Consider the following 24,557-nt stretch of genomic DNA (forward strand, 5'->3'; position numbering starts at 1 on the left):
CCGCGCCACGCTACAATGGTTCGCTTGTGCTCCATCCGCCGCGTCACGGCGCGGCCAGCTCCCGGTTTCTCCATGACATCCAGTAACTCCCGCCGCCCGTCCGGTCCGGCTAGCGCCAAACGTCCCGCTTCGCCCGTCCGTCGGAAAAAAGAGTCCGCGGCCAGTCAGGTCGTACGCCTCGCCCCCGACTCGCTCGGCTACGCGCTCAATCAGGCCGCCGAGGCCGTCGGTGCGGTTCGTGCGGGCGCGGCGCTGCCGGCGGCGCTCGCGAGCGTCTTCGCCGCCTTGCCGGGCGAGTTCGCCCAAACGGCGCGCGGCGCCGTGCAGGACATCGCTTACCGCACGATGCGCCGCCTCGGGACCGTGGACTGGCTGATCCGGCAGCGCGTGAGCAAGGCGCCGCCGGCGCATGTGACGAACCTGCTCGCGTGCGCGCTGGCGCTGCTCGTCGATGACGACGCGCACGCAGCCTACACGCCCTTCACCGTGGTCGATCAGGCCGTGCGCGCGATTGGCGCCCACCGCGAAGTGGCCTTCGCGAAGGGCCTCGTGAACGCCGTGCTGCGTGGCTTCCTGCGCGAGCGCAACAGCACGCTCGCGGCGGCTCAGGCCGACGAAGTCGCGCGCTGGAACTATCCGCAATGGTGGATCGACGCGACCCGCCGCGCGTGGCCCGATCAGTGGCAGGCGATCCTCGAAGAGGGCAACACGCACGGGCCGCTCACGCTGCGCGTGAACGCGCGCCGCACGAACGCCGCCGACTACGTGGAACGCCTCGCCGCCGCGCACATCGCGGCGACGCAGATCGGTGAATACGCCGTGCGCCTCGCCGCGCCCATGCCCGTCGATCGCATTCCGGGCTTCATGGCGGGTGACGTCTCCGTGCAGGACGCGGGTGCGCAACTCGCGGCGCCCTTGCTCGACGTGCGCGACGGCATGCGCGTGCTCGACGCCTGCGCGGCGCCGGGCGGCAAGAGCGGCCATCTGCTCGAACTCGCGAATATCGACCTGATCGCGCTGGAAAGCGATGCCGCGCGCGCGTCGCGCATCGGCGAGAACTTCGCGCGCCTGGGCTTTGCACAGGACGTCGAAGGCCGCACGGCGCGCGTTGTGATCGGCGATGCCGGTGTGCCCGACGCGTGGTACGACGGTCAACCGTTCGACCGTATTCTCGCGGACGTGCCGTGCTCTGCCTCGGGCATCGTGCGCCGCCATCCGGACATTCGCTGGCTGCGCCGCGTGACCGACATCGCCGCGCTCGCCGACGAACAGCGCCGCATCGTCGACGCCCTGTGGGGCTTGCTCAAGCCGGGCGGCGAACTGCTCTATGTGACCTGCTCGATCTTCCCCGAAGAGGGCGAGGCGCAGGCGCGCTGGTTTGAAAGCAGCCACGCGGATGCGGTACGATTGGACGCGCCGGGGCAACTGCTGCCTGCTGGGCGTGCCGCCGAAACCGGCGCGAACGCCGGCGCCGTTACCGATCGCAACGCAGATCACGACGGCTTCTTCTACGCGCGCTTTCAGAAACGGTGATCCTTAAACGCTTCTTCCCGCTGCGCTTCGCGGCTCTGATCTGGCTTGCGCTGGCTTTCGGCTTTCTGGCCGCCGCGTCGGCGCGCGCCGATTCGATCGCGGTCCAGCGCGCATCGGTGCAAGCCGATGGCACCGGCTGGAGCCTCGACGCCCGCTTCGATTTCGAGCTCAACAGCAGCCTGGAAGACGCGGTCAACAAGGGCATTCCGCTCTACTTCACCACCGACTTCGAACTCACGCGCCCGCGCTGGTACTGGTTCGACGAACAGCCCGTGAGCGTGTCGCAAAGCATCCGCCTGTCGTTCCAGCCGCTCACGCGCGAGTACCGCGTGTCCAGCGGCGGCCTGCAACTCGGCTTTCCGACGCTTGCGGAAGCGCTCGCCGTCATCAAGCACGTGACCTCGTGGCACGTGATCGAGCGCAACCAGGTCCACGCGGGCGAGACCTACACGGCGTCCGTGCGCATGCAACTCGACGTTGCGCTCATGCCCAAGCCTTTCCAGATCGACGCGGTCAACAACCGCGACTGGAATCTCGCTTCCGACTGGAAGCGCTTCAGCTTCACGGTGACCGATCGTGCTAAATAAAGTGCGCCGCGCCACCGGAGGCAGTTTCAGCAGCTTCGTCGTCAGGCTGCTGGTCTCGACCGTCGCGCTCACCGCGACGCTGCTGCTCGTGCTGCTTGCCGCCGCAAGCGCCAATACCGAATTCTTCGACCGCTACTACGGCTGGCTCTACGCGGCCAACATCGGCGTCGCGCTGATCTTCCTGTCGGTGGTGACCGCGCTCGTGATCGTGATCGCCGTGCGATTGCGGCGCGGCAAGTTCGGCACGCGATTACTGGCCAAGCTCGCGTTCTTCTTCGCGCTCGTGGGCGTGGTGCCGGGCGGCATCATCTACATCGTTTCGTATCAGTTCGTTTCGCGCTCGATCGAGTCGTGGTTCGACGTGAACGTGGAAACCGCGCTCACCGCCGGCCTCAATCTCGGCCGCGGCATGCTCGACGCCTCGCTCTCCGACCTGCAGACCAAAGGCCGTCTGATGGCCGAGCAGATCGCAAGCGGCGATTCGGCGGGCACGACGCTCACGCTGCTGCGTGCGCGCGACCAGTTCGGCGTGCAGGATGCGACCATCGTCGAGCCGGTGCGCAGCATGTCGGGCGCGGCCCCCGACATGCACGTGGTGGCGCAGGCATCGAGCAACTTCTCCTCGTTGATGCCGTCCGATCTGCCCACGGCGTTGATGATCGATCAGGCGCGGGGACGCGGCTACGCGGCGATCGAAGGCGAGGTCGATGGCGACCCGCACCTGCATGGCCCGAAGGGTGCGCTGCGGCTGCGCGTCGTCACGCGCATCCCCGATTCGATCACGACCGATCTGCAACCCTCCGAGCGCTTCCTGCAACTGGAGCAGCCGGTGCCGGCCGCGCTCGCGCGCAACGCCGACGCCGTGCAACGCGCCTATCGCGAGTACCAGGAAAAGGCGCTGGGCCGCACGGGCCTGCGCAAGATGTACATCGGCACGCTTACGCTCGCGCTGTTCCTCGCGACCTTCGTGGCGATGATGCTGGCGCTCGCGCTCGGCAACCAGCTCGCGCGGCCGCTGTTCCTGCTCGCGCAGGGCACGAAGGAAGTGACCGAGGGCGATTACACGCCCAAGCGCGAAATCAAGTCGCGCGACGAACTGGGCTTCCTCACGCAGTCCTTCAACGCGATGACGCGCCAGCTCTCCGAAGCGCGTCTCGCGGTGGAGAAGAATCGCGTCGCGCTCGAACACTCGAAGGCCTACCTCGAAAGCATTCTCGCCAACCTCACGGCGGGCGTGTTCGTGTTCGACCGGCAGTTCCGCCTGACCACGGCGAACCCCGGCGCGGAGCGCATCTTCCGTCATCCGTTCGAGACGCAACTGGGCTTGCCCATCGATCATGTGGCGGCGCTCGGCGATTTTGCGGCGATGGTGCGCAAGGCCTTCGCGGATCAGGAAGCCTCGCGCAGCCACGGCGAAGGCGATGGCGTGGATCGCGGCCACTGGCAGCAGCAGTTCTCCGTGCCCATTGCAGGCGAAACCGATCCGCTCACGCTGCTCGTGCGCGGCGCGCGGCTCGTCTCCGACACCGGTCGCGACGCCGGCGACATGCAGACCTCGGGCTACGTGGTGGTGTTCGACGATATCTCCGATGTGATCTCGGCACAGCGCTCGGTTGCGTGGGGCGAAGTCGCGCGACGTCTCGCGCACGAGATCAAGAACCCGCTCACGCCGATCCAGCTTTCGGCCGAGCGTTTGCAGATGAAGCTCACCGACAAGCTCGCGCCCGCCGACGCCGAAGTGCTCAAGCGCGGCGCGACGACCATCGTCAATCAGGTCGCGGCGATGAAGCAGATGGTGGACAACTTCCGCGACTACGCGCGCACGCCGCCGGCCGTGCTCGCGAGCCTGCAACTGAACGACCTCGTGAGCGAAGTGCTCATGCTTTACGGCGCGGAAGAAGGCAAGAGTGCGATCAAGGTCGAGCTCTCCAATCTGCCCGTGATACGCGGCGACGCCACGCAGTTGCGTCAGGTGATCCACAACCTGCTGCAAAACGCGCAGGATGCGGTGGCCGACGTCGCTGTGCCTCGCGTGACGCTGGAGACGCGGGCCGTAGAATACGGCGATCCCGATGCGGAGGGCCGCACGCATGTCGCGGTGCGCCTCACCGTCTCCGACAACGGGCCGGGTTTTTCCGCGCGCATTCTCACGCGCGCGTTTGAACCCTATGTGACGACCAAGGCCAAAGGAACAGGACTCGGGCTTGCGATGGTCAAGAAGATCGTCGACGAGCACGGCGCGCGTATCGACATTCGCAATCGCATGAAAGCGGGCGATGTGATAGAAGGCGCGCAGATCTCGATTCTCTTTCTCCAGCTGGCGGGGGACACCACCCCGGATGCGCAAACGCCCGGCCGACCAGGCAGTGGGACGTCGCGCGCGGCAGCGGAGCAAGGAACAAAAGCAACAGTGCAGACAAGGGCAGCGTAAATGGCGACCATCCTGGTGGTAGACGATGAAATGGGCATCCGGGAATTGCTCTCGGAGATCCTGAGCGACGAAGGACACGTCGTGGAACTTGCGGAGGACGCGCAACAGGCGCGCGAATTCCGTCAGCGTCAGGTGCCGGACCTGGTGCTGCTCGATATCTGGATGCCGGACACCGACGGCGTCACGCTCCTGAAGGAGTGGGCCGCGCAGGGACAGCTTTCGATGCCCGTCATCATGATGTCGGGCCACGCGACGATCGACACGGCGGTCGAGGCGACCAAGATCGGCGCGCTCAACTTCCTCGAAAAGCCGATCGCGCTGCAAAAGCTGCTCAAGGCTGTCGAGCAGGGTCTTGCGCGCGGTACGGCTGCGCCCGTGTCCGCGTCGGGTGCGCCGGGTGCGAAGCCTGCTGCGGGCGGTCCGTCCGTGGTGGCCTCGGCGGCGGCGCTGCCGGTGCTGGGCGGCGACGGCACGCCGGGCATGAACGCCGCGCAGACGGCATCGATTTCGTTCGACATTCCGCTGCGCGACGCTCGCGACGCGTTCGAGCGCGCCTACTTCGAGTACCACCTCGCGCGCGAAAACGGCAGCATGACGCGCGTGGCCGAAAAGACCGGTCTCGAGCGCACGCACTTGTATCGCAAGCTCAAGCAACTCGGCGTCGATCTCGGCAAGGGCAAGGGCGAGTGATGCGACCGGTGCGCTCGACTGAAGCGCATCGCGAATCTTTTCGCAAAGTTTTGAGAAAGGGGCTTGCCAAGTACGGAAAAAGCCCCTATACTTTGCCTTCTTCGTTGGCCCGGTAGCTCAGTTGGTAGAGCAGCGGATTGAAAATCCGCGTGTCGTTGGTTCGATTCCGACCCAGGCCACCAGAATGCAGAGCCCCAGGAGATCGTTCGATTCCTGGGGCTTTTTCATTGGGGCTGCGTTGTCTTTGCAGGTCCGCCCGTGTGGGCGGGCTCAGTCCAGGCGATGCCGGCATCCGGATATCAGCGGTATAAAGTGGCGCCGATATCGGCTCCAGAGCCGCGGCCTATACTGCATGGGCCGGCCGGCGACAAGCCCGGGCCGGTCCGCCCGGCAGGTTTCGAAGGCTTGCGACCGCGCGGAACCTCTCAACACGGAGTTTCACGGTGACTCGAACAGAAACCAGGAACGGCGCGCTCGTGCTGTTTTCCGGCGGCCAGGACTCGGCAACCTGCCTCGCATGGGCGCTCGACCGATACGAGACCGTCGAGACGCTCGGCTTCGACTACGGCCAGCGTCATCGCGTCGAACTGGAGTGCCGCGAAGGCTTTCGCGCCGCCGTCGCCCGCGAATTTCCCGAGTGGAGCGAGCGCCTCGGCGAAGATCACATGATCGACCTGTCGGTGCTTGGTTCGATCAGCGATACCGCCATGACGCGCGAAATCGAGATCGAAACGGCCGCGAGCGGCCTGCCGAACACCTTCGTGCCTGGCCGTAACCTGATGTTCATGCAGATCGCAGCCGCCATCGCCTATCGGCGCGGCCTGCGGGTGCTGGTGGGCGGCATGTGCGAAACCGACTTCTCGGGCTACCCCGACTGCCGCGACGACACCATGAAAGCGCTGCAAGTCGCGCTCAATCTGGGCATGGACACGCGTTTCGTGCTGGAAACCCCGCTCATGTGGCTCGACAAGGGCGACACGTGGCGACTCGCCGAGCAACTGGGCGGCGAAGCGCTGGTCGAGCTGGTGCGCGTGGAAACGCATACGTGCTACGTGGGCGAGCGCGCCGAACTGCACGCCTGGGGCTTTGGCTGCGGCGAATGCCCGGCCTGCAAGCTGCGCAAGCGCGGCTACGAGGCGTATCTGGCGGGCGAGCAGGTCACAGAAGCACCGGTCTGAAAGCGCGCCGCCGCGAGGCGATCGCGCAGGCCATCGAGGCTGTGCAGTCAAGACGAAGTGGCGCACGGGCAGCGCCCTTCGTGACGAAAGAGCGTGACAAGCAAGCGGGAATCGAGCAGATTCGCCGCAAACACGACACAATAACGCCCGCAAGAACCGGTTCCCCACGAACCTCCCGTCGACTCCTGGCAGGCGCGATCCGACAGCACGCAGTGAGCAGGCCGCTAACCGGCCGCTAACGATCCGCCAGAAACCAGCCAGAAACCAGGCAGCAGCATGACTTACGCGGTAAAGGAAATCTTCTACACGTTGCAGGGCGAAGGCGCGAACGCCGGGCGTCCGGCCGTGTTCTGCCGGTTCGCCGGCTGCAATCTGTGGTCGGGCCGCGAGGAAGACCGCGAGGCGGCCGTGTGCCGCTTCTGCGACACCGATTTCGTCGGCACCGATGGCGAGAATGGCGGCAAGTTCCGCACGCCTGAAGAGCTGGTCGCGAAGATCGCGTCGCTCTGGCCCGAAGGCGAAGGCAACCGCTTCGTGGTCTGCACGGGCGGCGAACCGATGCTGCAAATCGACCAGGCGTTCGTCGATGCGCTGCATGCGGCGGACTTCGAGATCGCCATCGAAACGAACGGCTCGCTGCCGGTGCTGGAGACCATCGACTGGATCTGCGTGAGCCCGAAGGCCGACGCGGAACTGGTGGTCACCAAGGGCAACGAGCTAAAGGTCGTGGTGCCGCAGGACAACCAGCGTCTGGCCGATTACGCGAAGCTCGACTTCGAGTATTTCCTGGTGCAGCCGATGGACGGTCCCTCGCGCGACCTGAACACGAAGCTCGCGATCGACTGGTGCAAGCGCCATCCGCAATGGCGCCTGTCGATGCAGACGCACAAGTACCTGAACATTCCCTGATTTTGTCTTTTTCCGCTGAAGCAGCCGTGCTGACGATCACCCGAAAACTCGAATTCGATGCGGGCCACCGCATTCCCGACCACCGCAGCCAGTGCAGGAATCTGCACGGCCATCGCTATGTGCTCGAAATCACGCTGCAAGGCGACACCGTCGAGACGGAAGGCGCGCCCGACCGCGGCATGGTGATGGATTTCGCCGACGTGAAGGCGCTGGCGAACCAGCATCTCGTCGATCTGTGGGATCACGCGTTCCTCGTCTTCGAAGGCGATACGCAGGTGCGCGGTTTCCTCGAAACGTTGCCGGGCCACAAGACCGTCGTGATCGACCGTATCCCGACCGTGGAAAATCTCGCGGCCATCGCGTTTGAGATCCTCGCGAACGTCTATGACGCGCACTATGGCGTGAATCTGCAGCTGCACAAGGTGCGTCTGTACGAAACGCCGAACTGCTGGGCCGAAGTCATCCGCGACTGACGCGTTCAGTCATACAGGGTCACCCCGCGTCACCCCGCGCCGCGCTCCATCGAGTGCGGCCACTCCGCCGCCCCCACGTTTTCTGCGCCGCGCAAGGCCGGGTTTTCCGCCCGGCCCGCGTACTTTTGGCGCGGTATGATCGTTGCCGCAAGGCCGTGCCGTCTCTGGCGCGGTCCTCATATAACGACGCATAACGAAAGCGAGACATGCCGGCCGTGGCGCTGCCGGGCCACGCGGCCCGCGCGGGACGCACGTGTCCCGCAGGCTCGCCGGGAGCACGGCGATGAGCACCTTCACCAATCCCCTCAAGGAACGCCTCAATCTGGCCGAGCCGCTGTTCGGCCTGTGGTTGTCGATGGGCAGCGAGACGGCCGCCGAAGCGCTGGCGCATGCCGGTTTCGACTGGCTCCTGATCGACATGGAGCACACGCCCAACGATAGCGGCGACACCATCGCGCAACTGCGCGCGATCGCGGCCGCCCATCTGCCGACCGAGCCGGTCGTGCGTGTGCCGGCCAATGAGCCGTGGCTCGTCAAACACGTCCTCGACGCAGGCGTGCGCACCGTGATGTTCCCCAACATCGCCTCCGCTGAGGAAGCGGCGCGCGCGGTCAGCTATACGCAGTACCCCGATGCGAAGTCGCCGAATGGTCAGCGTGGCGTCGCGGGCGTGGTGCGCGCGGCCGCCTACGGCATGCGGCGCGACTATCTGCAAGGCGCGAATGCGCAGATCGCGTCGATCGTGCAGATCGAATCGGCGGCGGCGCTTGCCGAGGTCGAGAAAATCGCGGCGGTGCCGGGCGTCGATTGCCTCTTTGTCGGTCCAGCGGATCTGGCGGCGAGCCTTGGCCATCTGGGCGACTCGAAGCACCCCGACGTCACGAATGCGATGACACGCATCGTCGCGGCGGCGCGTGCGAAGGGCGTGGCGTCGGGCATCTTCGCGATGGATGCGGCCCAGGCGAAGCAGTATCGCGAGATGGGCTTCAGCTTTATCGCGCTGGCCGCCGACGTGATCTGGCTCGTGCGCGCCACGCGCCAGGCGTTGCAGGAGGCACGGGCATGAGGGTGTCGAAAACAGGGCGCTTTGCGTTGGCATTGGCCATCGCGTTGGCTTCGGCAAGTGTGAGCCAGATGGCGAACGCCGAAGGTACGGGCGGCACGGGCGGTCAGCCTTCGGTGAGTGCGGAGTCCGATCCGCAGACGGCCAGTGCCGTCGCGGACTACAACGCCGGCAATCTCGCGGTCGCGCGCACCGAGTTTCAGGGCGCGGCGCAGCGCGGCAACCGTCTCGCGGAATTCAACTACGCGATGATGCTACTCAACGGCGAGGGCGGCGCGGCCGACGTGAGCGAGGGCCGCAAGTGGCTGCACAAGGCCGCCGACGCCAACATGTCCCACGCGCAGTACGTGTACGGCAAGATGTACGACGATGGTGACTTCGTCGACCGCAATCCGGCCGAAGCGCACCAGTGGTTCCTCAAGGCCGCGAAGCAGGGCCACGTGCAGGCGGAGCTGGCGCTCGCGAACCAGTTCCTCGACGGACGCGGCACCACGCGCGACAACAAGCAGGCTTTCTACTGGTACAAGAAGGCCGCGGAAGGCGGCGACATGACGGCGCAGTACGTGACCGGCTCGTTCTACGAGCGCGGCGGCGACGGCGTGCCCAAGAACCTCAACGTCGCGCGCGCGTACTACGCAGCGGCGGCGGCGCAGGGCGATCCGGTGGCGCGCCTCAAGTTTCAGCAGTTGAGCGCGCAATTGCTGAAGTCTGCGCCCGCGCAGCCGCAATAAGTGTCGTTCAAAAGCGCTGGTTCAAAACGCAAACGCGCCGGTCGAAGCCGGCGCGTTTTGCTTTCTGCGATTCCCTGCAATCGGGCGATACAGGAACGTCAGCTCTGCATGAGCCGCTTCTGCCGCCCGACACTCATGATGAGGCCGATGGCGATGCCGAGCGTCGTGAGCGCGGTGCCGCCATAGCTCATGAACGGCAGCGGCACGCCCACCACTGGCAGGATCCCGCTCACCATGCCGATATTCACGAACGCGTAGGTGAAGAACGCCATCGTGAGCGAGCCGGCCAGTAATCGCCCAAACAGCGTTGCGCCGTTGGCCGCGATATAGAGCCCCCGCGCGATCAGACACATGTAGAGGGTGAGCAGCACGATGCCGCCCGCCATGCCGAATTCCTCGGAGAACACCGCGAAGATGAAGTCGGTGTGCTTCTCGGGGATGAATTCCAGATGCGACTGCGTGCCCTTGAGCCAGCCCTTGCCGAGCGGGCCGCCCGAGCCGATCGCGATAACCGCCTGAATCGTATGGAAGCCCTTGCCGAGCGGGTCGGAGGTGGGATCGAGCAGCGTGCAGATGCGGTGCTTCTGGTAGTCGTGCATGAGCGGCCAGTTCACCTGCGGCTGGCAGATCTTGTCCTGGAACGCGGCGATCGAGGCCACGGCGATCACGCCCGCGATCAGCACCGGGACGATCAGCTTGAACGACAGCCCGGCGAAATAGATCACGAAAAAGCCCGAGGCGAACACGAGCACGGCGGTGCCGAGGTCCGGCTGCTTGGCGATCAGTCCCACGGGCACCAGCAGGATCACGAAGCCCACCAGGAAGTCGTACCAGCGCATCACGCCCTCACGGCGCTGGTAGTACCACGCGAGCATGAGCGGCGTGGCGATCTTGAGAATTTCCGACGGCTGGATGACGACGCCCACGTTGATCCAGCGCTTCGCGCCCTTGCGCGTGAGGCCGAATGCCGCCACCGCAATCAATAGCGCGATACCGAAGGAGTAGATCGGCACCGCGAAGCGCATCAGCGTATTGGGCGGCACATTGGCGAGCGCCCACATCAGCACGAAGGTGAGCATGATGTTGCGCAGTTGATCCTCGACGCGGCCCGGCACGTCCAGACTCGCGCTGTACAGCGTGACGATGCCCACGCAGAGCAGCAGGAACACGGTGAGCGCGAGCGGGCGGTCGAAGCCGAGGAACATCTTGCGCAGCGTGTCGAGCACGGCGCGCTTGTCGATCTTGTCGAACTGTAGGAGAGGCATGGTGATTCCTTACTCGTCGATGCCGCCCGTGGCGGGCTTGGGCGGCGGCGCGAGCGTGGCCGCGGGCGCACTCGGCGGGCGGTGCGGACGATGCGGCGGGCCGAAGTGGCGCGGCAAGGAGGCGGCGGCGGGGCGCTGGGCCGGGGCGTCATCGTCCGTGCTGCCGTTCACCGAGGTGCCGCCGTTCACGGCGTCGGTGGGGGCGGCGGGCGTCGCGGCCCTGGCGGCTGGCGCCGCATTCGCGGGTGCCTTACCGGGCGTCGCGGTGCTTATAGCAGGACTGGAGGCGGCGTTCGCACCTGAAGCCGCCGATGCCGCCGCCGCTGCCGAAGCCGCTTCGGCGGCCGATGCCGCACCCGGAATCGGCAACGGCGTGAAGCCCATCGCGATCTTGACCGGCTGCGAGACGGTGCTGACCGCATCCGAGGCGCCTTCGGGCGGCTGGCCGATCACCGGTGCGGACGCGTCCTGGGTCGCCGACGCCGCCGCGGCCACGGCGGCCTGCTGGGCGCCGGGTTTGAGGCGATCGACGAGGTAATAGTCGAGCACGCGGCGCGCGATCGGGCCTGCGGACTGCGCACCCCAGCCGCCGTTTTCGACGATCAGCGCGATGGCGATCTGCGGCTTCTCGGCGGGCGCGAAGGCGATGAAGAGCGCGTGGTCGCGCAGATGTTCGGCGACCGCATGCGCCTGATACTTCGCGCCTTGCAGCGAATACACCTGGGCCGTACCGGTCTTGCCCGCCGACGTGTAGGCCGCGTTCTGGAAGATCTTGAACGCCGTGCCCGACGGATTCATCGTCACGTTTTCCATGCCGCGCTTCACGACGTCGATGTCGGCCTGTTTGACGTCGAGCCGTCCGCTCTCGCTCGGCACGGTCAGATGCTCTTCCTTCGTGATCGGATTTTCGATTTCCTTCACGAGGTGAGGCTTCATCAGCACGCCGTTGTCGGCGAGCGTGGCCGTGGCGTGCGCGAGTTGCAGGATCGTGAACGAGTTGTAGCCCTGGCCGATGCCCAGGCTGACCGTTTCGCCCTCGTACCACTTTTGCTGCTCGGGCTTGCGGTACGCCTTGCGCTTCCATTCGGTGGAGGGCAGGATGCCGCGCGCTTCGCCCGCGATGTCGATGCCCGTCAACTGGCCGAAGCCGAGCGGCTTCATGAAGTTCGCGATGTTGTCCACGCCCAGGTCGTGCGCGAGCATGAAGAAGTAGGTGTCGTTCGACACCATGATCGCGCGGTTCATGTCGACCCAGCCCTGGCCGGAGCGCACGTCGTTGTTGAAGCGGTGGCCGCCGAACATGTAGTAGCCGGGGTCGGAGAAGCCCCAGCCCGGCGTGCGCTTGTGCAGCGTGAGCGCGGCGAGCGCCATGAACGGCTTGTAGGTCGAGCCCGGCGGGTAGGTGCCGTGCAGCGGGCGGTTCAGCAGCGGGTGATCGGGCGAGTTGTTCAGCTCGTCCCAGGTCTGCTGGTCGATGCCGTCCACGAACGAGTTCGGGTCGAAGCTTGGCGCCGAGACGAAGGCGAGAATGTCGCCCGTCGACGGCTCGATCGCCACGAGCGCGCCGCGTTTGCCCGCGAAGGCCTGCTCGGCAACCTGCTGCAAACCGATGTCGATCGACAGCACGAGGTTGTTGCCGGGCGTGGCCTGGGTGCGCGAGAGCGTGCGCACCGGGCGACCGCCTGCCGTGACTTCCACTTCCTCGAAGCCGGTCAGACCGTGCAGCTCGGTTTCGTAACTTTGCTCGACGCCGATCTTGCCGATGTAGTCGGTGCCGTTGTAGTTGTTGGCGTCCAGGCGTGGATCGTAATGCTCCTGATCGTTGTCGTTCTGGTCGCTGGCGTCGTCGATGCGCTCCTGGTCGCGCTGCGAGATGCGGCCGATATAGCCGATCACGTGTGCGGCCGTCGGCCCGAGCGGATATTGGCGGAACAGACGCGCGCGCACTTCCACGCCGGGGAAGCGGAAGCGCTGGGCGGTGAAGCGCGCGACTTCGTCGTCGGACAGGCGCGTGCGGATCGGCAGGCTCTCGAAGTTCTTCGAGTCTTCGAGCAGCTTCTTGAAGCGGCGGCGGTCACGCGCGTCGATCGGCACCACGGTCGAGAGCTGGTCGATCGTGTTGTCGAGCGTGTCGGTGAGCTTCGAGGGCGTGATTTCGAGCGTGTACGCGGAGTAGTTCTTCGCGAGCACGACGCCGTTGCGGTCCGTGATGATGCCGCGGTTCGGCACGATTGGCGCGACCGAAATGCGGTTTTCGTCGGCTTGCAGCGAGTATTTGCTGTGGTTCCAGACCTGCAGATAGAGGAAGCGGAACGCGATCAGCCCGAAGCAGACGAACACGAACAGTCCCGCCGCCGCGACGCGCAGGCGGAACTTCGTGAGCTGCTGCTGGGTGTCCTTGAATTCGGTCATGCGCTCAGACGCCGAGGCCCGCGCCAGGCGCTAAGCGCTGCGGCGGGCCGGTAGGAAGAGGTGGTCATCGGTTGCGACTTTCAACGGTGAGCGGCGCGCGGCCGCTCAGATGGGCCGCGTATCGTCGGGGTCGACGGGGCGGCGCTGCGGCAGCAGCAGCAACAGGCTGGTGATCGGCCACAGCACGGTTTCGGCGAAACCGCTGATCAGATAGCCCCAACCGGGGAAGGATGCGCCCATCAGAAGGCGGATCACGAACGGCACGACCTGCGCGCCGACCAGCATCGGCATGACGGCAAACATCTGCACGCCGATCGACATCCACAGCACGCGGCGGTGAATGGTGATCGCGCCGAAGGAGAGCAGCGTGTAGGCCAGTGCGTGCTCGCCGAGCAGGTTGGCGTTATGCACGTCCATCAGCAGGCCGAGGCAAAAGGCGATGCCCATGCCCACCTTGCGCGGCTGATGGATGTTCCAGAACAGCAGTACGAGCGCGACGAAATCGGGCACGCCCGGCAGTTTGCCCCACGGCAGCAGGTTCAGCAGGAACGCCGCCGCGAGACTGAACGCGATGAAGTACGGATTGACCGGCTGGAGGATGTATTGCGGACGCGCCATCAATGGCCCCCTTGGGCTGCGGGCTTCGCGGCTGCGGTGTTGCCAGCGCTGGTGCCCGCATTGGCGGTGGGCGCTTTGGCCGGTGCGGCTTGCGGTGCGGCCTGCGGCGCGGCTTGTGGCGCATTCGCGGCAGGCTTGGCCGGTGCGGCGGCGGCCTTCGACTTGTCGTCGGCCTTCTTGTCCCCGCCCTTGGCGGCCTTTTTCTTCGCGTCCTTGGCTTCGGCGGCAGCCGCTGCTGCGGCGGCCTCCGCGGCTTCGACCGGATTCGGCGGCACGGGCCGTGTGAAGTGCAGCACCAGCACCTGACGCGCGCCACGCACGGCCGCGAGCGGCGCGCATACGACGCGTGCGAACGCCGTGTCGGCCTGCTTGTCCACGCGCAGCACCTTCGCCACCGGCAAGCCTTGCGGATAGACGCCGTCGAGGCCGCTCGTCACGAGTTCATCGCCGGCCTGCAAGTCGGCGCTGATCGGCACGAAGCGCAGATCGAGCAGATCGCCCTTGGCGGTGCCATAAATCACGCTGCGCAGACCCGTGCGCACGACTTCGACCGGCACAGCCTGGTCCTTGTCGGTCACGAGGGTCACTTCGGACTGCATCGGAAATACACGCGTGACCTGGCCGATCACACCGTCTTCGCTGAGCACGGGCGAGCCGTTCTGCACGCCCTGCTGCGAACCGCCGCCGATCACGACCTTTTGCGTGAACGGATCGCGCGTGTCGTACTGGATCTCGGCCGGGGTGGTCGGTGCGCCGATACGCTGCGAAAGCTGTAGCAGCGCGCGCAGATGCGTGTTCTCGGCCGCGAGCGAGGCGGCCTGATTGGCCTGCTGCGAAAGCTGCAAGTTGCGCGTGTGAAGCTGCTCGTTGTCCTGGCGCAGCGAAGCGCTGGTGACAGCCAGATCGGCGGCGCCCATGAAGAGGTCGCGCGGCACGAGAGCGGCGCGCTGCAACGGATAGAGGCCAGCGCCGAGCACGCCGCGCACGATTTCGAGCGTCTTGAAACGCGCGTCGGAGATCAGCAGCGCGATCGACAGCACCACAAAGAAGAGCAGCCGTGCGAGTGCCGAGGGGCCTTGCTTGAACAAAGGCGGCGGACTGTATTCCATGGTCGGCGCCGGGGGCGTGTGCGGTTCGGTGAAACTAACGGTGAAACGTGAGGTGCAGCAGCGGCATCACTCGGGAAACCTCAAGGCAATCCCGGGGACATCGCGTGCACACCCCGCTGCGCGCGGCGGCATGCCTGCCGCCCCACATTCGTTGCGCGTCGATGGTAGCGGATTTGCCGGCAACCCGGCCGCGCCGGTTGCATCGGCGCCGGCTCCATCGACCGCGCCCGCAGCGGTGCGCTTACTCGTACGAGAAGATGCTGCCCAGCTTGTCCATGCGCTCGAGCGCCATACCCGAACCGCGCACGACGCAGGTGAGCGGATCTTCGGCGACCAGCACCGGCAGGCCGGTTTCTTCGGCGAGCAGGCGGTCCAGGTCGCGCAGCAGTGCGCCGCCGCCCGTGAGCATCATGCCGCGTTCGGCGATGTCGGCGCCCAGTTCCGGCGGCGTTTGTTCGAGCGCGATCTTGACCGACGAGACGATCTGGTTCAGCGGGTCGGTGAGCGCTTCGAGAATTTCGTTGCTCGAAATCGTGAAGCTGCGCGGAATGCCTTCCGACAGGTTGCGGCCCTTGACTTCCATCTCCTTGACTTCGGAGCCCGGGAAAGCCGAACCGATTTCCTTCTTGATGGCTTCAGCGGTTTGTTCGCCGATCAGCATGCCGTAGTTGCGGCGGATGTAGTTGACGATGGCTTCGTCGAACTTGTCGCCGCCCACGCGCACCGAGCCCTTGTATACGATGCCGCCGAGCGAGATCACGCCCACTTCGGTCGTGCCGCCGCCGATGTCGACGACCATCGAGCCCGTGGCTTCCGAGACTGGCAGACCGGCGCCGATTGCAGCGGCCATCGGCTCTTCGATCAGGTAGACCTGCGAGGCGCCCGCGCCGTGTGCCGCTTCCTTGATGGCGCGGCGCTCGACCTGGGTGGAGCCGCACGGCACGCAGATGATGATGCGCGGCGACGGCGAGAACATACGCGATTCGTGTGCAGTCTTGATGAACTGCTTGATCATCTGTTCCGTGACGGTGAAGTCGGCGATCACGCCGTCCTTCATCGGGCGGATGGCTTCGATGTTGCCCGGCACCTTGCCGAGCATTTGCTTGGCTTCCTTGCCGACCGCCTGGATCGTCTTCTTGCCGTTCGGGCCGCCTTCCTGGCGGATGGACACGACCGAGGGCTCATCCAGGACGATGCCCTTGCCGCGCATGTAGATCAGCGTGTTGGCGGTGCCGAGGTCGATCGCGAGATCGTTGGAGAAGTAGCTACGCAGAAAACCGAACATTCAAAAATCCTGTCTCGCTTGTGGCCGACCTACGAGACGAGCGGGTCACGGGCGGCAGCGGAAAAAATAACAGCCTCAGGACGGGCGGAAAGCGCCGCCGCGAGGAGCCTGAAACTGCGGGAATGGTGACCGGAGGCGGCCCCGCTATGTGCCAGCTGAACGCAAATTGCAGCGATCAGGGCTGAAAGGCGGGCGCAAGGCGGTCCGGGTTTGAGTCGAACGCGTAATGATACCTTATAATTTTGCCTGTTTTGCAGGATCCGAAAGCCAGTTTTTGACCTCGTCGAAGCTTTCTTCCAACCTCGGATCCGGCGCGATAAACCGCTGTTACAGCACCGTTTTTTTCGGACTGCTTCAGCCTCAAAATTTTTCCGGTGACCGCATGGCCCTGACCCTGACCGATGTGAAGCGCATCGCGCATCTCGCGCGCCTCGAACTGGCCGAAGCCGAGGCCGGCAATACGCTCGAGCGCCTGAATAATTTCTTCGGGCTCGTCGAGCAGATGCAGGCCGTCGACACCACGGGCATTGCGCCGCTCGCCCATCCGATCGAACAGATCGAAGACGTCGCACTGCGACTGCGCGAGGACGCGATAACCGAAACCGTGGATCGCGACGCCTACCAGCGCCCCGCGCCCGCGGTACAGGACGGACTTTACCTCGTACCGCGCGTGATTGAGTAAACAGACGCGCATTTAGCGGCATTTTCGAAGAAGTTCGAGTCTTCTGAACTTAACTCCCGAAAACGCCGCCACCCCCGAATTGGCGGGGCGCGGCCCGCGCATGCGCGAGGCGCTCCGGGTGGGGCGGTCGTTGTGACCGCGCCGCTACGATCTTCCAGGAATCACGCAATGCATGACAAAAGTTTGACCGAACTGCGCGCCGCACTGGCCGCGAAGGCGTGCTCCGCCGTCGAACTGGCCCAGCATTTTCTCGGCCGGATTGAGGCACATCAAGACCTGAACGCGTTTGTCGACGTCAATCCCGAATTGACGCTCGCCCAGGCGAAAGCCGCCGACGCGCTCCTGCACACGGGCCACGCCGGCCCGCTCGCCGGCATTCCGCTCGCGCACAAGGACGTGTTCGTCACGCGCGGCTGGCGCTCGACGGCAGGCTCGAAAATGCTTGCAAACTACGTCAGCCCGTTCGACGCCACGGTGGTCGAGCGCCTCGAGCGCGCCGGCATGGTCACGCTCGGCAAGACCAATATGGACGAATTCGCGATGGGCTCGTCCAACGAGAACTCGCACTTCGGCGCGGTGAAGAACCCGTGGGACACGAAGGCTGTGCCGGGCGGCTCGTCGGGCGGTTCGGCCGCGGCCGTGGCCGCGCGCCTCGCGCCCGCCGCGACCGGCACCGACACCGGCGGCTCGATCCGTCAGCCCGCCTCGTTCTCGGGCATCACCGGCATCAAGCCCACGTACGGCCGCGTGTCGCGCTACGGCATGATCGCGTTCGCCTCGTCGCTCGACCAGGGCGGCCCGATGGCGCAAAGCGCCGCCGACTGCGCGCTGCTGCTCAACGCGATGGCCGGATTCGACGAGCGCGATTCCACCAGCCTGCAACGCGACAACGAAGACTACACGCGCCACCTCGGCCAGAGCTGGACGCCCGACGCCTCGGCCGACAAGCCGCTCGCGGGTCTGCGTATCGGCCTGCCGAAGGAATACTTCGGCGCGGGTCTCGCCGACGACGTGCGCGCGAGCATCGACGCCGCTTTGAAGACGTACGAATCGCTCGGCGCCACGCTCGTGGAAGTCACGCTGCCGAAGACCGAGCTGTCGATTCCCGTGTACTACGTGATCGCCCCGGCGGAAGCCTCGTCGAACCTCTCGCGCTTCGACGGCGTGCGTTTCGGCCATCGCGCCGACCAGTACACCGACCTGCTCGACATGTACAAGAAGTCGCGCGCGGAAGGCTTCGGCCCCGAAGTGAAGCGCCGGATTCTGGTGGGCGCGTACGTGCTCTCGCACGGCTACTACGACGCCTACTACCTGCAGGCGCAGAAGATCCGCCGCATCATTGCGCAAGATTTCCAGGAAGCGTTCAAGCAGTGCGACGTCATCATGGGCCCGGTCGCTCCGAGCGTGGCATGGGACATCGGCGCGAAGGGCGACGATCCTTTGCAGATGTACCTCGCAGACATCTACACGCTGTCGACCAGCCTCGCGGGCCTGCCCGGCATGAGCGTGCCGTGCGGTTTCGGCGCGGGCGCGAACGCACAACGTCCGGTCGGTCTGCAGATCGTCGGCAACTATTTCAACGAGGCCCGCATGCTGCAGGTCGCCGACGCTTTCCAGCGCGCGACCGACTGGCATCGCAAGGCGCCGGCAGGGGTGTAAAGCATGACTACGCAATGGGAAGTCGTTATCGGTCTTGAAACGCACGCGCAGCTGTCCACCGCGTCGAAGATCTTCTCGGGCGCATCGACGCAGTTCGGCGCGGCCCCCAACACGCAGGCCTGCCCCGTCGATCTCGCGTTGCCGGGCGTGCTGCCGGTGATGAACCGCGGCGCCGTCGAGCGCGCGATCCAGTTCGGTCTGGCGATCGGCTCGACGATCGCGCCGCGCAGCATCTTCGCGCGCAAGAACTACTTCTACCCCGATCTGCCGAAGGGCTATCAGATCAGCCAGTACGAGATTCCGGTCGTGCAGGGCGGGACGATCACGATCCAGGTGCCCGCCAACGAAAAGGCCGGCAAGGAAGCCTACGAGAAGACCGTCAATCTCACGCGCGCGCATCTGGAAGAAGATGCGGGCAAGTCGCTGCACGAAGACTTCGCGGGCATGACGGGCATCGACCTGAACCGCGCGGGTACGCCGCTGCTCGAAATTGTCACGGAACCTGAAATGCGCAGCGCCGCGGAAGCGGTCGCTTACGCGAAGGCGCTGCACACGCTGGTCGTGTGGCTCGGCATCTGCGACGGCAACATGCAGGAAGGCTCGTTCCGTTGCGACGCGAACGTCTCCGTGCGTCCGGTCGGCCAGAAGGAATTCGGCACGCGTGCCGAGATCAAGAACCTGAACTCGTTCCGCTTCCTCGAAGAGGCCATCCAGTACGAAGTGCGCCGTCAGATCGAGCTGATCGAAGACGGCGGCACGGTGGTGCAGGAAACGCGTCTGTACGATCCTGACAAACGCGAAACGCGCTCGATGCGCAGCAAGGAAGACGCGCACGATTACCGCTACTTCCCCGACCCCGACCTCATGCCGCTCGTGATCGACGCGGCGTGGATCGCGCGCGTGCAGGGCGAAATGCCCGAGCTGCCCGCGACGATGCAGGCGCGCTTCGTCGAGCAATACGGCGTGACGCCGTATGACGCGAACGTGCTCACGTCGAGCAAGGCGATGGCGGCGTACTTCGAAGCCGTCGTGGCGAAGGCGGGTCCGGCGCAAGCCAAGGCCGCCGCCAACTGGCTGATGGGCGAAGTCTCGTCGCAACTGAACCGCGAAGGTCTCGATATCGGCGCGTCGCCGGTCTCGGCCGCGCAGTTCGCGCTGCTGCTTGCGCGTATCGCCGACGGCACGATCTCGAACAAGATCGCCAAGGAAATCTTCCAGGCGATGTGGGACGAGAAGGCCACGGACGAAGCCGCGGTCGATCGCATCATCGACGCCAAGGGTCTCAAGCAGATTTCCGATACCGGCGCGCTCGAAGCGATCATCGACGAGGTGCTCGCCGCGAACGCGAAGTCGGTCGAGGAATTCCGCGCGGGCAAGGAAAAGGCCTTTAACGCGCTGATCGGCCAGGCCATGAAGGCCACCAAGGGCAAGGCGAACCCGCAGCAGGTCAACGAACTGCTGAAAAAGAAGCTGGGCTGATACGCTTCAGGCTGTTGAAGGGCCAGGCTGGCGAGGCGGCGTCGTGCAAGGTGTGCGACGCCGCCTCGCCGCTTCAGGCGGCCGAACTCATATGGAGCAATAGCGATGGCAAAGTCCCCGAGTCTCGACGATTTCCGCGTGCCGTATTTCGGCGACAAGAAGGCCGAGAAGTTCTCGCCCGAGGCGATCGACCCATCGGCGAAACCGTTCTCCACGGGCAGCAAGGAGGGCGACCGCGACCGGCTGACCGCGATCGGCGACAAGCTCGATGTGTTGCAGGAGCGTTTGCACGCGCAGCGTCATCAGCGCGTGCTGCTGGTGTTGCAGGGCATGGACACGAGCGGCAAGGACGGCACCATTCGCGGCGTGTTCCATGAGGTCGATCCGCTGGGTCTGCGCATCGTGCCGTTTCGCGCGCCGACGCCCATCGAAGCCTCGCGTGACTTCCTCTGGCGCGTGCACATGCAGGTGCCGGGCGCCGGCGAGCTGGCGATCTTCAATCGCAGCCACTATGAGGACGTGCTGGTGCCGCGCGTGATGGAGCAGATCGACGCGGCGGAATGCGAGCGTCGCTATGCGCAGATCCGCGACTTCGAACGCATGCTCGCGGAAAACGGCACGACCATCATCAAGTGCTGGCTGCACATCTCGAAGGACGAGCAGCGCCGCCGCATTCAGGCGCGTATCGACGATCCCTCCAAGCACTGGAAATTCGATCTCTCCGATCTCGAAGCGCGCAAGCATTGGGACGCCTATCAGGCGGCGTACCGCGACGCGCTTGCGGCCACCTCGAGCGAACATGCGCCCTGGTACGTGATTCCCGCCGATTCGAAGACCCATCGCAACGTGATGGTCGCCGAATTGCTGCTGCGCTTGATGGAAGACCTGAAGCTCGAATTTCCGCCTGCCAAGCCCGAACTCGAAGGCATGAAGATCGAGTGAGACTCGATGCTCTGCCCGTCAATGACACTCCAAAAGGACTGAAAAAATGCTGCGTGTGATCACCGCGAACCTCAATGGCATCCGCTCCGCGGCGAAGAAGGGCTTCTTCGAATGGTTCGGCGAGCAAAACGCCGACGTGCTCTGCGTGCAGGAAATCAAGTGCTCGCAGGACGACATGACGCCCGAATTCCTTGCGCCGCACGATTTCAAGGGGTACTTCCAGCATGCGGTGAAGAAGGGCTACAGCGGCGCGGGCGTGTATGCGCGCCGCGAGCCGGATGAAGTCATCATCGGCTTCGGCAGCGAGGAGTTCGACGCCGAAGGCCGCTATGTGGAACTGCGCTTCGGCGATCTGTCGGTGATCTCGGTGTATGTGCCGTCGGGTTCGAGCGGCGACGAGCGTCAGCAGGCCAAATATCGCTTCATGGACGTGTTCATGCCGCATCTGGCCGAACTCAGCCGCGAGCGCGAAGTGATCGTGTGCGGCGACGTGAACATCGTCCACAAGGAAATCGACATCAAGAACTGGAAGGGCAACCAGAAGAACTCCGGCTGCCTGCCCGAAGAGCGCGCGTGGCTTACGCAGCTTTTCGACGAGGTGGGTTATGTCGACGTATTCCGCACGCTCGACCAGCGCCCCGAGCAGTACACCTGGTGGAGCAACCGCGGCCAGGCCTACGCGAAGAATGTGGGCTGGCGTATCGATTACCAGATCGCCACGCCCGGCGTCGCGGCTACGGCGAAGAGCACGTCGGTGTTCCGCGACATCAAGTTCAGCGACCACGCGCCGCTGACCGTCGACTACGACTGGAAGGTCAAGAAGCGCTGATCGGAAGCGCGGTGCCTGGAGTCAGGGCGCCGCCACCTTGCGCCGCTGCACGGCCGGGATGCCCTGGTAGTCGGGCAACTCGTTAAGCGGCTTGCCGATGGCCTTCGCGTAGATCGGCATCATGTCCGCGAGGCGCTTGGCGATGTCCGCACGCCGCGCGGGCGTGTACGGATGGACGTAGATGAAGCCCTGATCGTGGTCGGACTTCGTGGCCGCCGCGAGCTTGTCCCAGAGCGTGAGCGCGGCGCGCGGATCGAAGCCCGCGCGCGCGGCGATGTCGCTGCCGATCACATCGGCCTCGGTTTCGTCGGCGCGGCCATAATGCATTTCCATGAGGCGCGAGCCGATGCCGAGCGGGAACATCCCGAGATCGGCGAGACCGAATAGCTGCGGCACCACGCCCGATTCGATCTGCGCGGCCTGCTGCTCGCCCAGGCGCTCGCGCACGTGCTCGCGCACCGCATGCGCGATCTCGTGGCCGAGCAACATGCCCAGTTCGTTGTCGTTGAGCTTCACGCGGTCTAGCAGGCCGCCATACACCACGATCTTGCCGCCCGGCAGGCAGTACATGCGGATATCGGGCGAGCGGATCACCGCCACTTCCCACTTCCAGTTCTTGACGCGATCGCTCCATTTGAGCGAGTAGGGCGCGAGCCGGTCCACGAACTGGCGCACGCGCTGCACGTGGGGATCGTTATCGGCGTAGAGCAGCTTCGAATGGTTGGCGCCACGCACGATCTCGTTGTACTCGGCGGCGGCCTGGGCTTCGAGCGTGGGCGACGGAATCAGATTGCGGAACACGCCGATATTGCCGAAGCGCACCACGCGGCCCGTGTTCGGGCCGCTGTTTTGCGCGGCGTTAGGATTGAACGAGGCGGCATTGCCCGCCGGTGGCGCGGTCGAGGCGTTCGCGGACGCCGCGCCTGCCGTTTCCGCGGCGTTCGGGACTGCGGCTGGCGTGGGCATGGAGGCGGAATTCACCGCATTGCCTGGATTGGCCGCGGGGTTTTCTGCAGCTTGCGCAAAGCTTGCAGGGAGCAGGCCGGCGAGTGCGGCAGGCAGCGCGGCAGCCAGCGTCAGCGCGAGCGTGCGCAGTGTGGTGCGTAGCGTTGTACCGCGCCGATCGCCTTGTGGCCCCACGGCGCGCGAACCGCTTGCTCCCGCACGGCGACGTGTCGGGCGGGAAGCGGAAACAGCATGCTGAGGCGGGGTCACGACCGGTTTCTCCAGGGGGCGATACGAATGAGCAGGAGCATACCCGGTAGAGCGAGCAGCGTGCAGGCGACGAAGTAGTCGAACCAGCCGATTTTCGCGACGACATAACCGCTGGCGGCGGACGCGAGCGTGCGCGGCACTGAGGCGAGGCTCGTGAACAGCGCGAACTGCGTGGCCGTGTAGCGCGGGTCGGTGGTGCTGGCGATGTACGCGGTGAAAGCGGCGAGCGTCAGGCCGGTCGCGAAGGTCTCGAAGCCGTACACGAGCGCGAGCGCGACGGCGCGAGGATCGAGCGTGAGTTGCGCGCTCGCGCCAAAGACTCCCGCGATCTGCGAGACACCGTGGCTGACCGCCACGACGGCGTCATAGATCAGCGCGAGCGAGGGCGAACCGGGTCCAAGCTGGGCGAGCCACGCGAAACCGAGCGTCGAGACCATCTGCAGAAAGCCGAAGATCCACAGCCCGCGCCCGATGCCGATCTTCACCAGCGCAATGCCACCGAGAATGCCGCCCGCGAGGCTCGCGCCAAAAGCGGTCATCTTGGCGATCACGCCGATTTCCGTGCGCGAATAGCCGATATCGAGGAAGAACGACGTCGAGAGCGTCGTCGCCATCGTGTCGCCCAGCTTGTACAGGAAGATGAACGCCAGCACGAACAACGCGGCGGCGAGGCCGTCGCGGCCCACGAATTCGGCGAACGGCTGCACGATGGCTTCGCGCAGATTCTTCGGCGGCGCGCCGTGCACTTCGGGCTCGCGCACCACGAGCGAGAGGATCATGCCGGGAATCATGAACGCCGCCGTCACGACGAACACCGTGCTCCACGGCAGGTGATCGGAGAGGATCAGCGCGAGCGAGCCCGGCACCAGCGCCGCGATCTTATAGGCGTTCACGTGCACGGCGTTGCCCAAGCCCTGCTCGGTGTCCTTGAGCAGTTCGCGCCGGTAGGCGTCGACGGAGATATCCTGGCTCGCGCCGAAAAAGGCCACCAGCGCCGTGAGCGCGGCCACGGTCCAGATCGAGTCTTTAGGGGAGACGAAACCGAGCGTGGCGATGGCGCCCGCGACGAGAATCTGCGTGACCAGCATCCAGCCGCGCCGGCGGCCCGGCTTCCAGCCCGGCAGGCGCGGCACGTAGCGGTCCATCAGCGGCGCCCAGACGAATTTCCACGTATAGGGAAACTGGATCAGCGCGAAAAGGCCGATTTCCTTGAGATTGACGCCTTCGGAGCGCAGCCACGCCTGCACCAGATAGACCAGCGTGAAGAGCGGCAGCCCCGAGGTGAAGCCGAGGAACACGCAGATCAGCATGTGCGTGTTCAGATACGCGCGCCAGCCGGGGTGTTCTTCGTGTGCGTTGACGTCGTGGGCGTTGTGAGCGTCCTGGACGTCGTGGGCCTCTTGGGTCGTGGCCTCTTGGGGTGGGATCGGCATGTCGGCGGGTAGCGGCGGCGCGGTGGTGTGTTTG

At 65.5% G+C, this 24,557-nt stretch carries 21 protein-coding genes and 1 tRNA gene; 15 read left to right on the forward strand and 7 right to left on the reverse strand.

Annotation, left to right across the window (positions count from 1 at the left end; genetic code table 11):
- Positions 1-72: 72 nt before the first annotated feature.
- From rsmB to U5782_RS10225, 10 genes are all read left to right on the forward strand, one after another.
- A complete protein-coding gene (gene rsmB / locus U5782_RS10180; protein ID WP_322043693.1) occupies positions 73-1,533 on the forward strand; it encodes a 16S rRNA (cytosine(967)-C(5))-methyltransferase RsmB in 1,461 nt (486 codons plus the stop codon).
- Complete coding sequence (locus U5782_RS10185) at positions 1,530-2,120, forward strand: DUF4390 domain-containing protein (protein ID WP_322043694.1); 591 nt, start codon at positions 1,530-1,532, stop codon at positions 2,118-2,120. The genes rsmB and U5782_RS10185 overlap by 4 nt, the downstream gene beginning before the upstream one ends.
- Entirely contained in the window at positions 2,110-4,551 is a 2,442-nt protein-coding gene (locus tag U5782_RS10190) for a PAS domain-containing sensor histidine kinase (RefSeq protein WP_322043695.1), read from the forward strand. The genes U5782_RS10185 and U5782_RS10190 overlap by 11 nt, the downstream gene beginning before the upstream one ends.
- Positions 4,552-5,241 (forward strand): response regulator transcription factor EsaR, encoded by a 690-nt coding sequence (esaR, locus tag U5782_RS10195; RefSeq protein ID WP_322043696.1) that lies wholly within the window; start codon positions 4,552-4,554, stop codon positions 5,239-5,241.
- A gap of 106 nt (positions 5,242-5,347) precedes the next feature.
- A tRNA-Phe gene (locus tag U5782_RS10200) sits at positions 5,348-5,423 on the forward strand.
- Positions 5,424-5,684: 261 nt separating this feature from the next.
- Complete coding sequence (gene queC / locus U5782_RS10205) at positions 5,685-6,419, forward strand: 7-cyano-7-deazaguanine synthase QueC (protein WP_322043697.1); 735 nt, start codon at positions 5,685-5,687, stop codon at positions 6,417-6,419.
- A gap of 276 nt (positions 6,420-6,695) precedes the next feature.
- Positions 6,696-7,328, forward strand: a complete 633-nt coding sequence (gene queE, locus U5782_RS10210; RefSeq protein ID WP_322043698.1) for a 7-carboxy-7-deazaguanine synthase — start codon at positions 6,696-6,698, stop codon at positions 7,326-7,328.
- Positions 7,329-7,357: 29 nt separating this feature from the next.
- The gene (gene queD, locus U5782_RS10215; protein WP_027815874.1) at positions 7,358-7,801 is read left to right on the forward strand and encodes a 6-carboxytetrahydropterin synthase QueD; all 444 of its coding nucleotides are present in this window, start codon (positions 7,358-7,360) and stop codon (positions 7,799-7,801) included.
- Positions 7,802-8,084: 283 nt separating this feature from the next.
- Positions 8,085-8,867, forward strand: a complete 783-nt coding sequence (locus tag U5782_RS10220; RefSeq protein WP_322043699.1) for an HpcH/HpaI aldolase family protein — start codon at positions 8,085-8,087, stop codon at positions 8,865-8,867.
- Positions 8,868-8,935: 68 nt separating this feature from the next.
- Positions 8,936-9,595 (forward strand): tetratricopeptide repeat protein, encoded by a 660-nt coding sequence (locus tag U5782_RS10225; protein WP_322043959.1) that lies wholly within the window; start codon positions 8,936-8,938, stop codon positions 9,593-9,595.
- A gap of 98 nt (positions 9,596-9,693) precedes the next feature.
- On the opposite strand, the gene rodA is transcribed toward U5782_RS10225, so the two are convergent.
- From rodA to U5782_RS10250, 5 genes are all read right to left on the reverse strand, one after another.
- A complete protein-coding gene (rodA, locus tag U5782_RS10230; RefSeq protein WP_322043700.1) occupies positions 9,694-10,860 on the reverse strand; it encodes a rod shape-determining protein RodA in 1,167 nt (388 codons plus the stop codon).
- Between the two features lie 9 nt (positions 10,861-10,869).
- On the reverse strand, positions 10,870-13,272 hold the full coding sequence (gene mrdA / locus U5782_RS10235; RefSeq protein WP_322043701.1) for a penicillin-binding protein 2: 2,403 nt from the start codon (positions 13,270-13,272) through the stop codon (positions 10,870-10,872).
- A 105-nt stretch (positions 13,273-13,377) separates the two neighbouring features.
- Entirely contained in the window at positions 13,378-13,890 is a 513-nt protein-coding gene (mreD, locus tag U5782_RS10240; RefSeq protein WP_322043702.1) for a rod shape-determining protein MreD, read from the reverse strand.
- The gene (gene mreC, locus U5782_RS10245) at positions 13,890-14,999 is read right to left on the reverse strand and encodes a rod shape-determining protein MreC (protein ID WP_322043703.1); all 1,110 of its coding nucleotides are present in this window, start codon (positions 14,997-14,999) and stop codon (positions 13,890-13,892) included. Before mreC ends, mreD begins: the two co-directional genes overlap by 1 nt.
- 241 nt (positions 15,000-15,240) lie before the next feature.
- Positions 15,241-16,284 (reverse strand): rod shape-determining protein, encoded by a 1,044-nt coding sequence (locus U5782_RS10250; protein WP_004189550.1) that lies wholly within the window; start codon positions 16,282-16,284, stop codon positions 15,241-15,243.
- Positions 16,285-16,666: 382 nt separating this feature from the next.
- Here U5782_RS10250 and gatC point away from each other — a divergent pair, with 382 nt between their 5' ends.
- From gatC to U5782_RS10275, 5 genes are all read left to right on the forward strand, one after another.
- Complete coding sequence (gene gatC, locus U5782_RS10255; protein ID WP_322043704.1) at positions 16,667-16,966, forward strand: Asp-tRNA(Asn)/Glu-tRNA(Gln) amidotransferase subunit GatC; 300 nt, start codon at positions 16,667-16,669, stop codon at positions 16,964-16,966.
- Positions 16,967-17,134: 168 nt separating this feature from the next.
- Complete coding sequence (gene gatA, locus U5782_RS10260; protein WP_322043705.1) at positions 17,135-18,625, forward strand: Asp-tRNA(Asn)/Glu-tRNA(Gln) amidotransferase subunit GatA; 1,491 nt, start codon at positions 17,135-17,137, stop codon at positions 18,623-18,625.
- A 3-nt stretch (positions 18,626-18,628) separates the two neighbouring features.
- On the forward strand, positions 18,629-20,104 hold the full coding sequence (gene gatB / locus U5782_RS10265; RefSeq protein ID WP_322043706.1) for an Asp-tRNA(Asn)/Glu-tRNA(Gln) amidotransferase subunit GatB: 1,476 nt from the start codon (positions 18,629-18,631) through the stop codon (positions 20,102-20,104).
- A 105-nt stretch (positions 20,105-20,209) separates the two neighbouring features.
- On the forward strand, positions 20,210-21,046 hold the full coding sequence (locus U5782_RS10270; protein ID WP_322043707.1) for a PPK2 family polyphosphate kinase: 837 nt from the start codon (positions 20,210-20,212) through the stop codon (positions 21,044-21,046).
- A 46-nt stretch (positions 21,047-21,092) separates the two neighbouring features.
- On the forward strand, positions 21,093-21,875 hold the full coding sequence (locus U5782_RS10275; protein WP_322043708.1) for an exodeoxyribonuclease III: 783 nt from the start codon (positions 21,093-21,095) through the stop codon (positions 21,873-21,875).
- Positions 21,876-21,896: 21 nt separating this feature from the next.
- Here the strand turns inward: U5782_RS10275 and U5782_RS10280 are convergent, their stop codons facing one another.
- Both U5782_RS10280 and U5782_RS10285 read right to left on the reverse strand, forming a co-directional pair.
- Positions 21,897-23,090, reverse strand: coding sequence for a M48 family metallopeptidase (locus tag U5782_RS10280; protein WP_322043709.1), 1,194 nt, complete (start codon positions 23,088-23,090; stop codon positions 21,897-21,899).
- Positions 23,087-24,523, reverse strand: coding sequence for an AmpG family muropeptide MFS transporter (locus U5782_RS10285; RefSeq protein ID WP_322043710.1), 1,437 nt, complete (start codon positions 24,521-24,523; stop codon positions 23,087-23,089). Before U5782_RS10285 ends, U5782_RS10280 begins: the two co-directional genes overlap by 4 nt.
- Positions 24,524-24,557 lie beyond the last annotated feature (34 nt).

This window comes from Paraburkholderia sp. J67, assembly GCF_905220265.1.
Classification (GTDB): domain Bacteria; phylum Pseudomonadota; class Gammaproteobacteria; order Burkholderiales; family Burkholderiaceae; genus Paraburkholderia.

Excerpts from the sequence above, each read along its gene's own strand:
- rsmB (WP_322043693.1), top strand. The coding sequence starts at position 73 with ATGACATCCAGTAACTCCCGCCGCCCGTCCGGTCCGGCTAGCGCCAAA.
- esaR (WP_322043696.1), top strand. The coding sequence starts at position 4,552 with ATGGCGACCATCCTGGTGGTAGACGATGAAATGGGCATCCGGGAATTG.
- queE (WP_322043698.1), top strand. The coding sequence starts at position 6,696 with ATGACTTACGCGGTAAAGGAAATCTTCTACACGTTGCAGGGCGAAGGC.
- U5782_RS10220 (WP_322043699.1), top strand. The coding sequence starts at position 8,085 with ATGAGCACCTTCACCAATCCCCTCAAGGAACGCCTCAATCTGGCCGAG.
- U5782_RS10225 (WP_322043959.1), top strand. The coding sequence starts at position 8,936 with ATGGCGAACGCCGAAGGTACGGGCGGCACGGGCGGTCAGCCTTCGGTG.
- rodA (WP_322043700.1), bottom strand. The coding sequence starts at position 10,860 with ATGCCTCTCCTACAGTTCGACAAGATCGACAAGCGCGCCGTGCTCGAC.
- mrdA (WP_322043701.1), bottom strand. The coding sequence starts at position 13,272 with ATGACCGAATTCAAGGACACCCAGCAGCAGCTCACGAAGTTCCGCCTG.
- mreD (WP_322043702.1), bottom strand. The coding sequence starts at position 13,890 with ATGGCGCGTCCGCAATACATCCTCCAGCCGGTCAATCCGTACTTCATC.
- mreC (WP_322043703.1), bottom strand. The coding sequence starts at position 14,999 with ATGGAATACAGTCCGCCGCCTTTGTTCAAGCAAGGCCCCTCGGCACTC.
- U5782_RS10250 (WP_004189550.1), bottom strand. The coding sequence starts at position 16,284 with ATGTTCGGTTTTCTGCGTAGCTACTTCTCCAACGATCTCGCGATCGAC.
- gatC (WP_322043704.1), top strand. The coding sequence starts at position 16,667 with ATGGCCCTGACCCTGACCGATGTGAAGCGCATCGCGCATCTCGCGCGC.
- gatA (WP_322043705.1), top strand. The coding sequence starts at position 17,135 with ATGCATGACAAAAGTTTGACCGAACTGCGCGCCGCACTGGCCGCGAAG.
- gatB (WP_322043706.1), top strand. The coding sequence starts at position 18,629 with ATGACTACGCAATGGGAAGTCGTTATCGGTCTTGAAACGCACGCGCAG.
- U5782_RS10270 (WP_322043707.1), top strand. The coding sequence starts at position 20,210 with ATGGCAAAGTCCCCGAGTCTCGACGATTTCCGCGTGCCGTATTTCGGC.
- U5782_RS10275 (WP_322043708.1), top strand. The coding sequence starts at position 21,093 with ATGCTGCGTGTGATCACCGCGAACCTCAATGGCATCCGCTCCGCGGCG.
- U5782_RS10285 (WP_322043710.1), bottom strand. The coding sequence starts at position 24,523 with ATGCCGATCCCACCCCAAGAGGCCACGACCCAAGAGGCCCACGACGTC.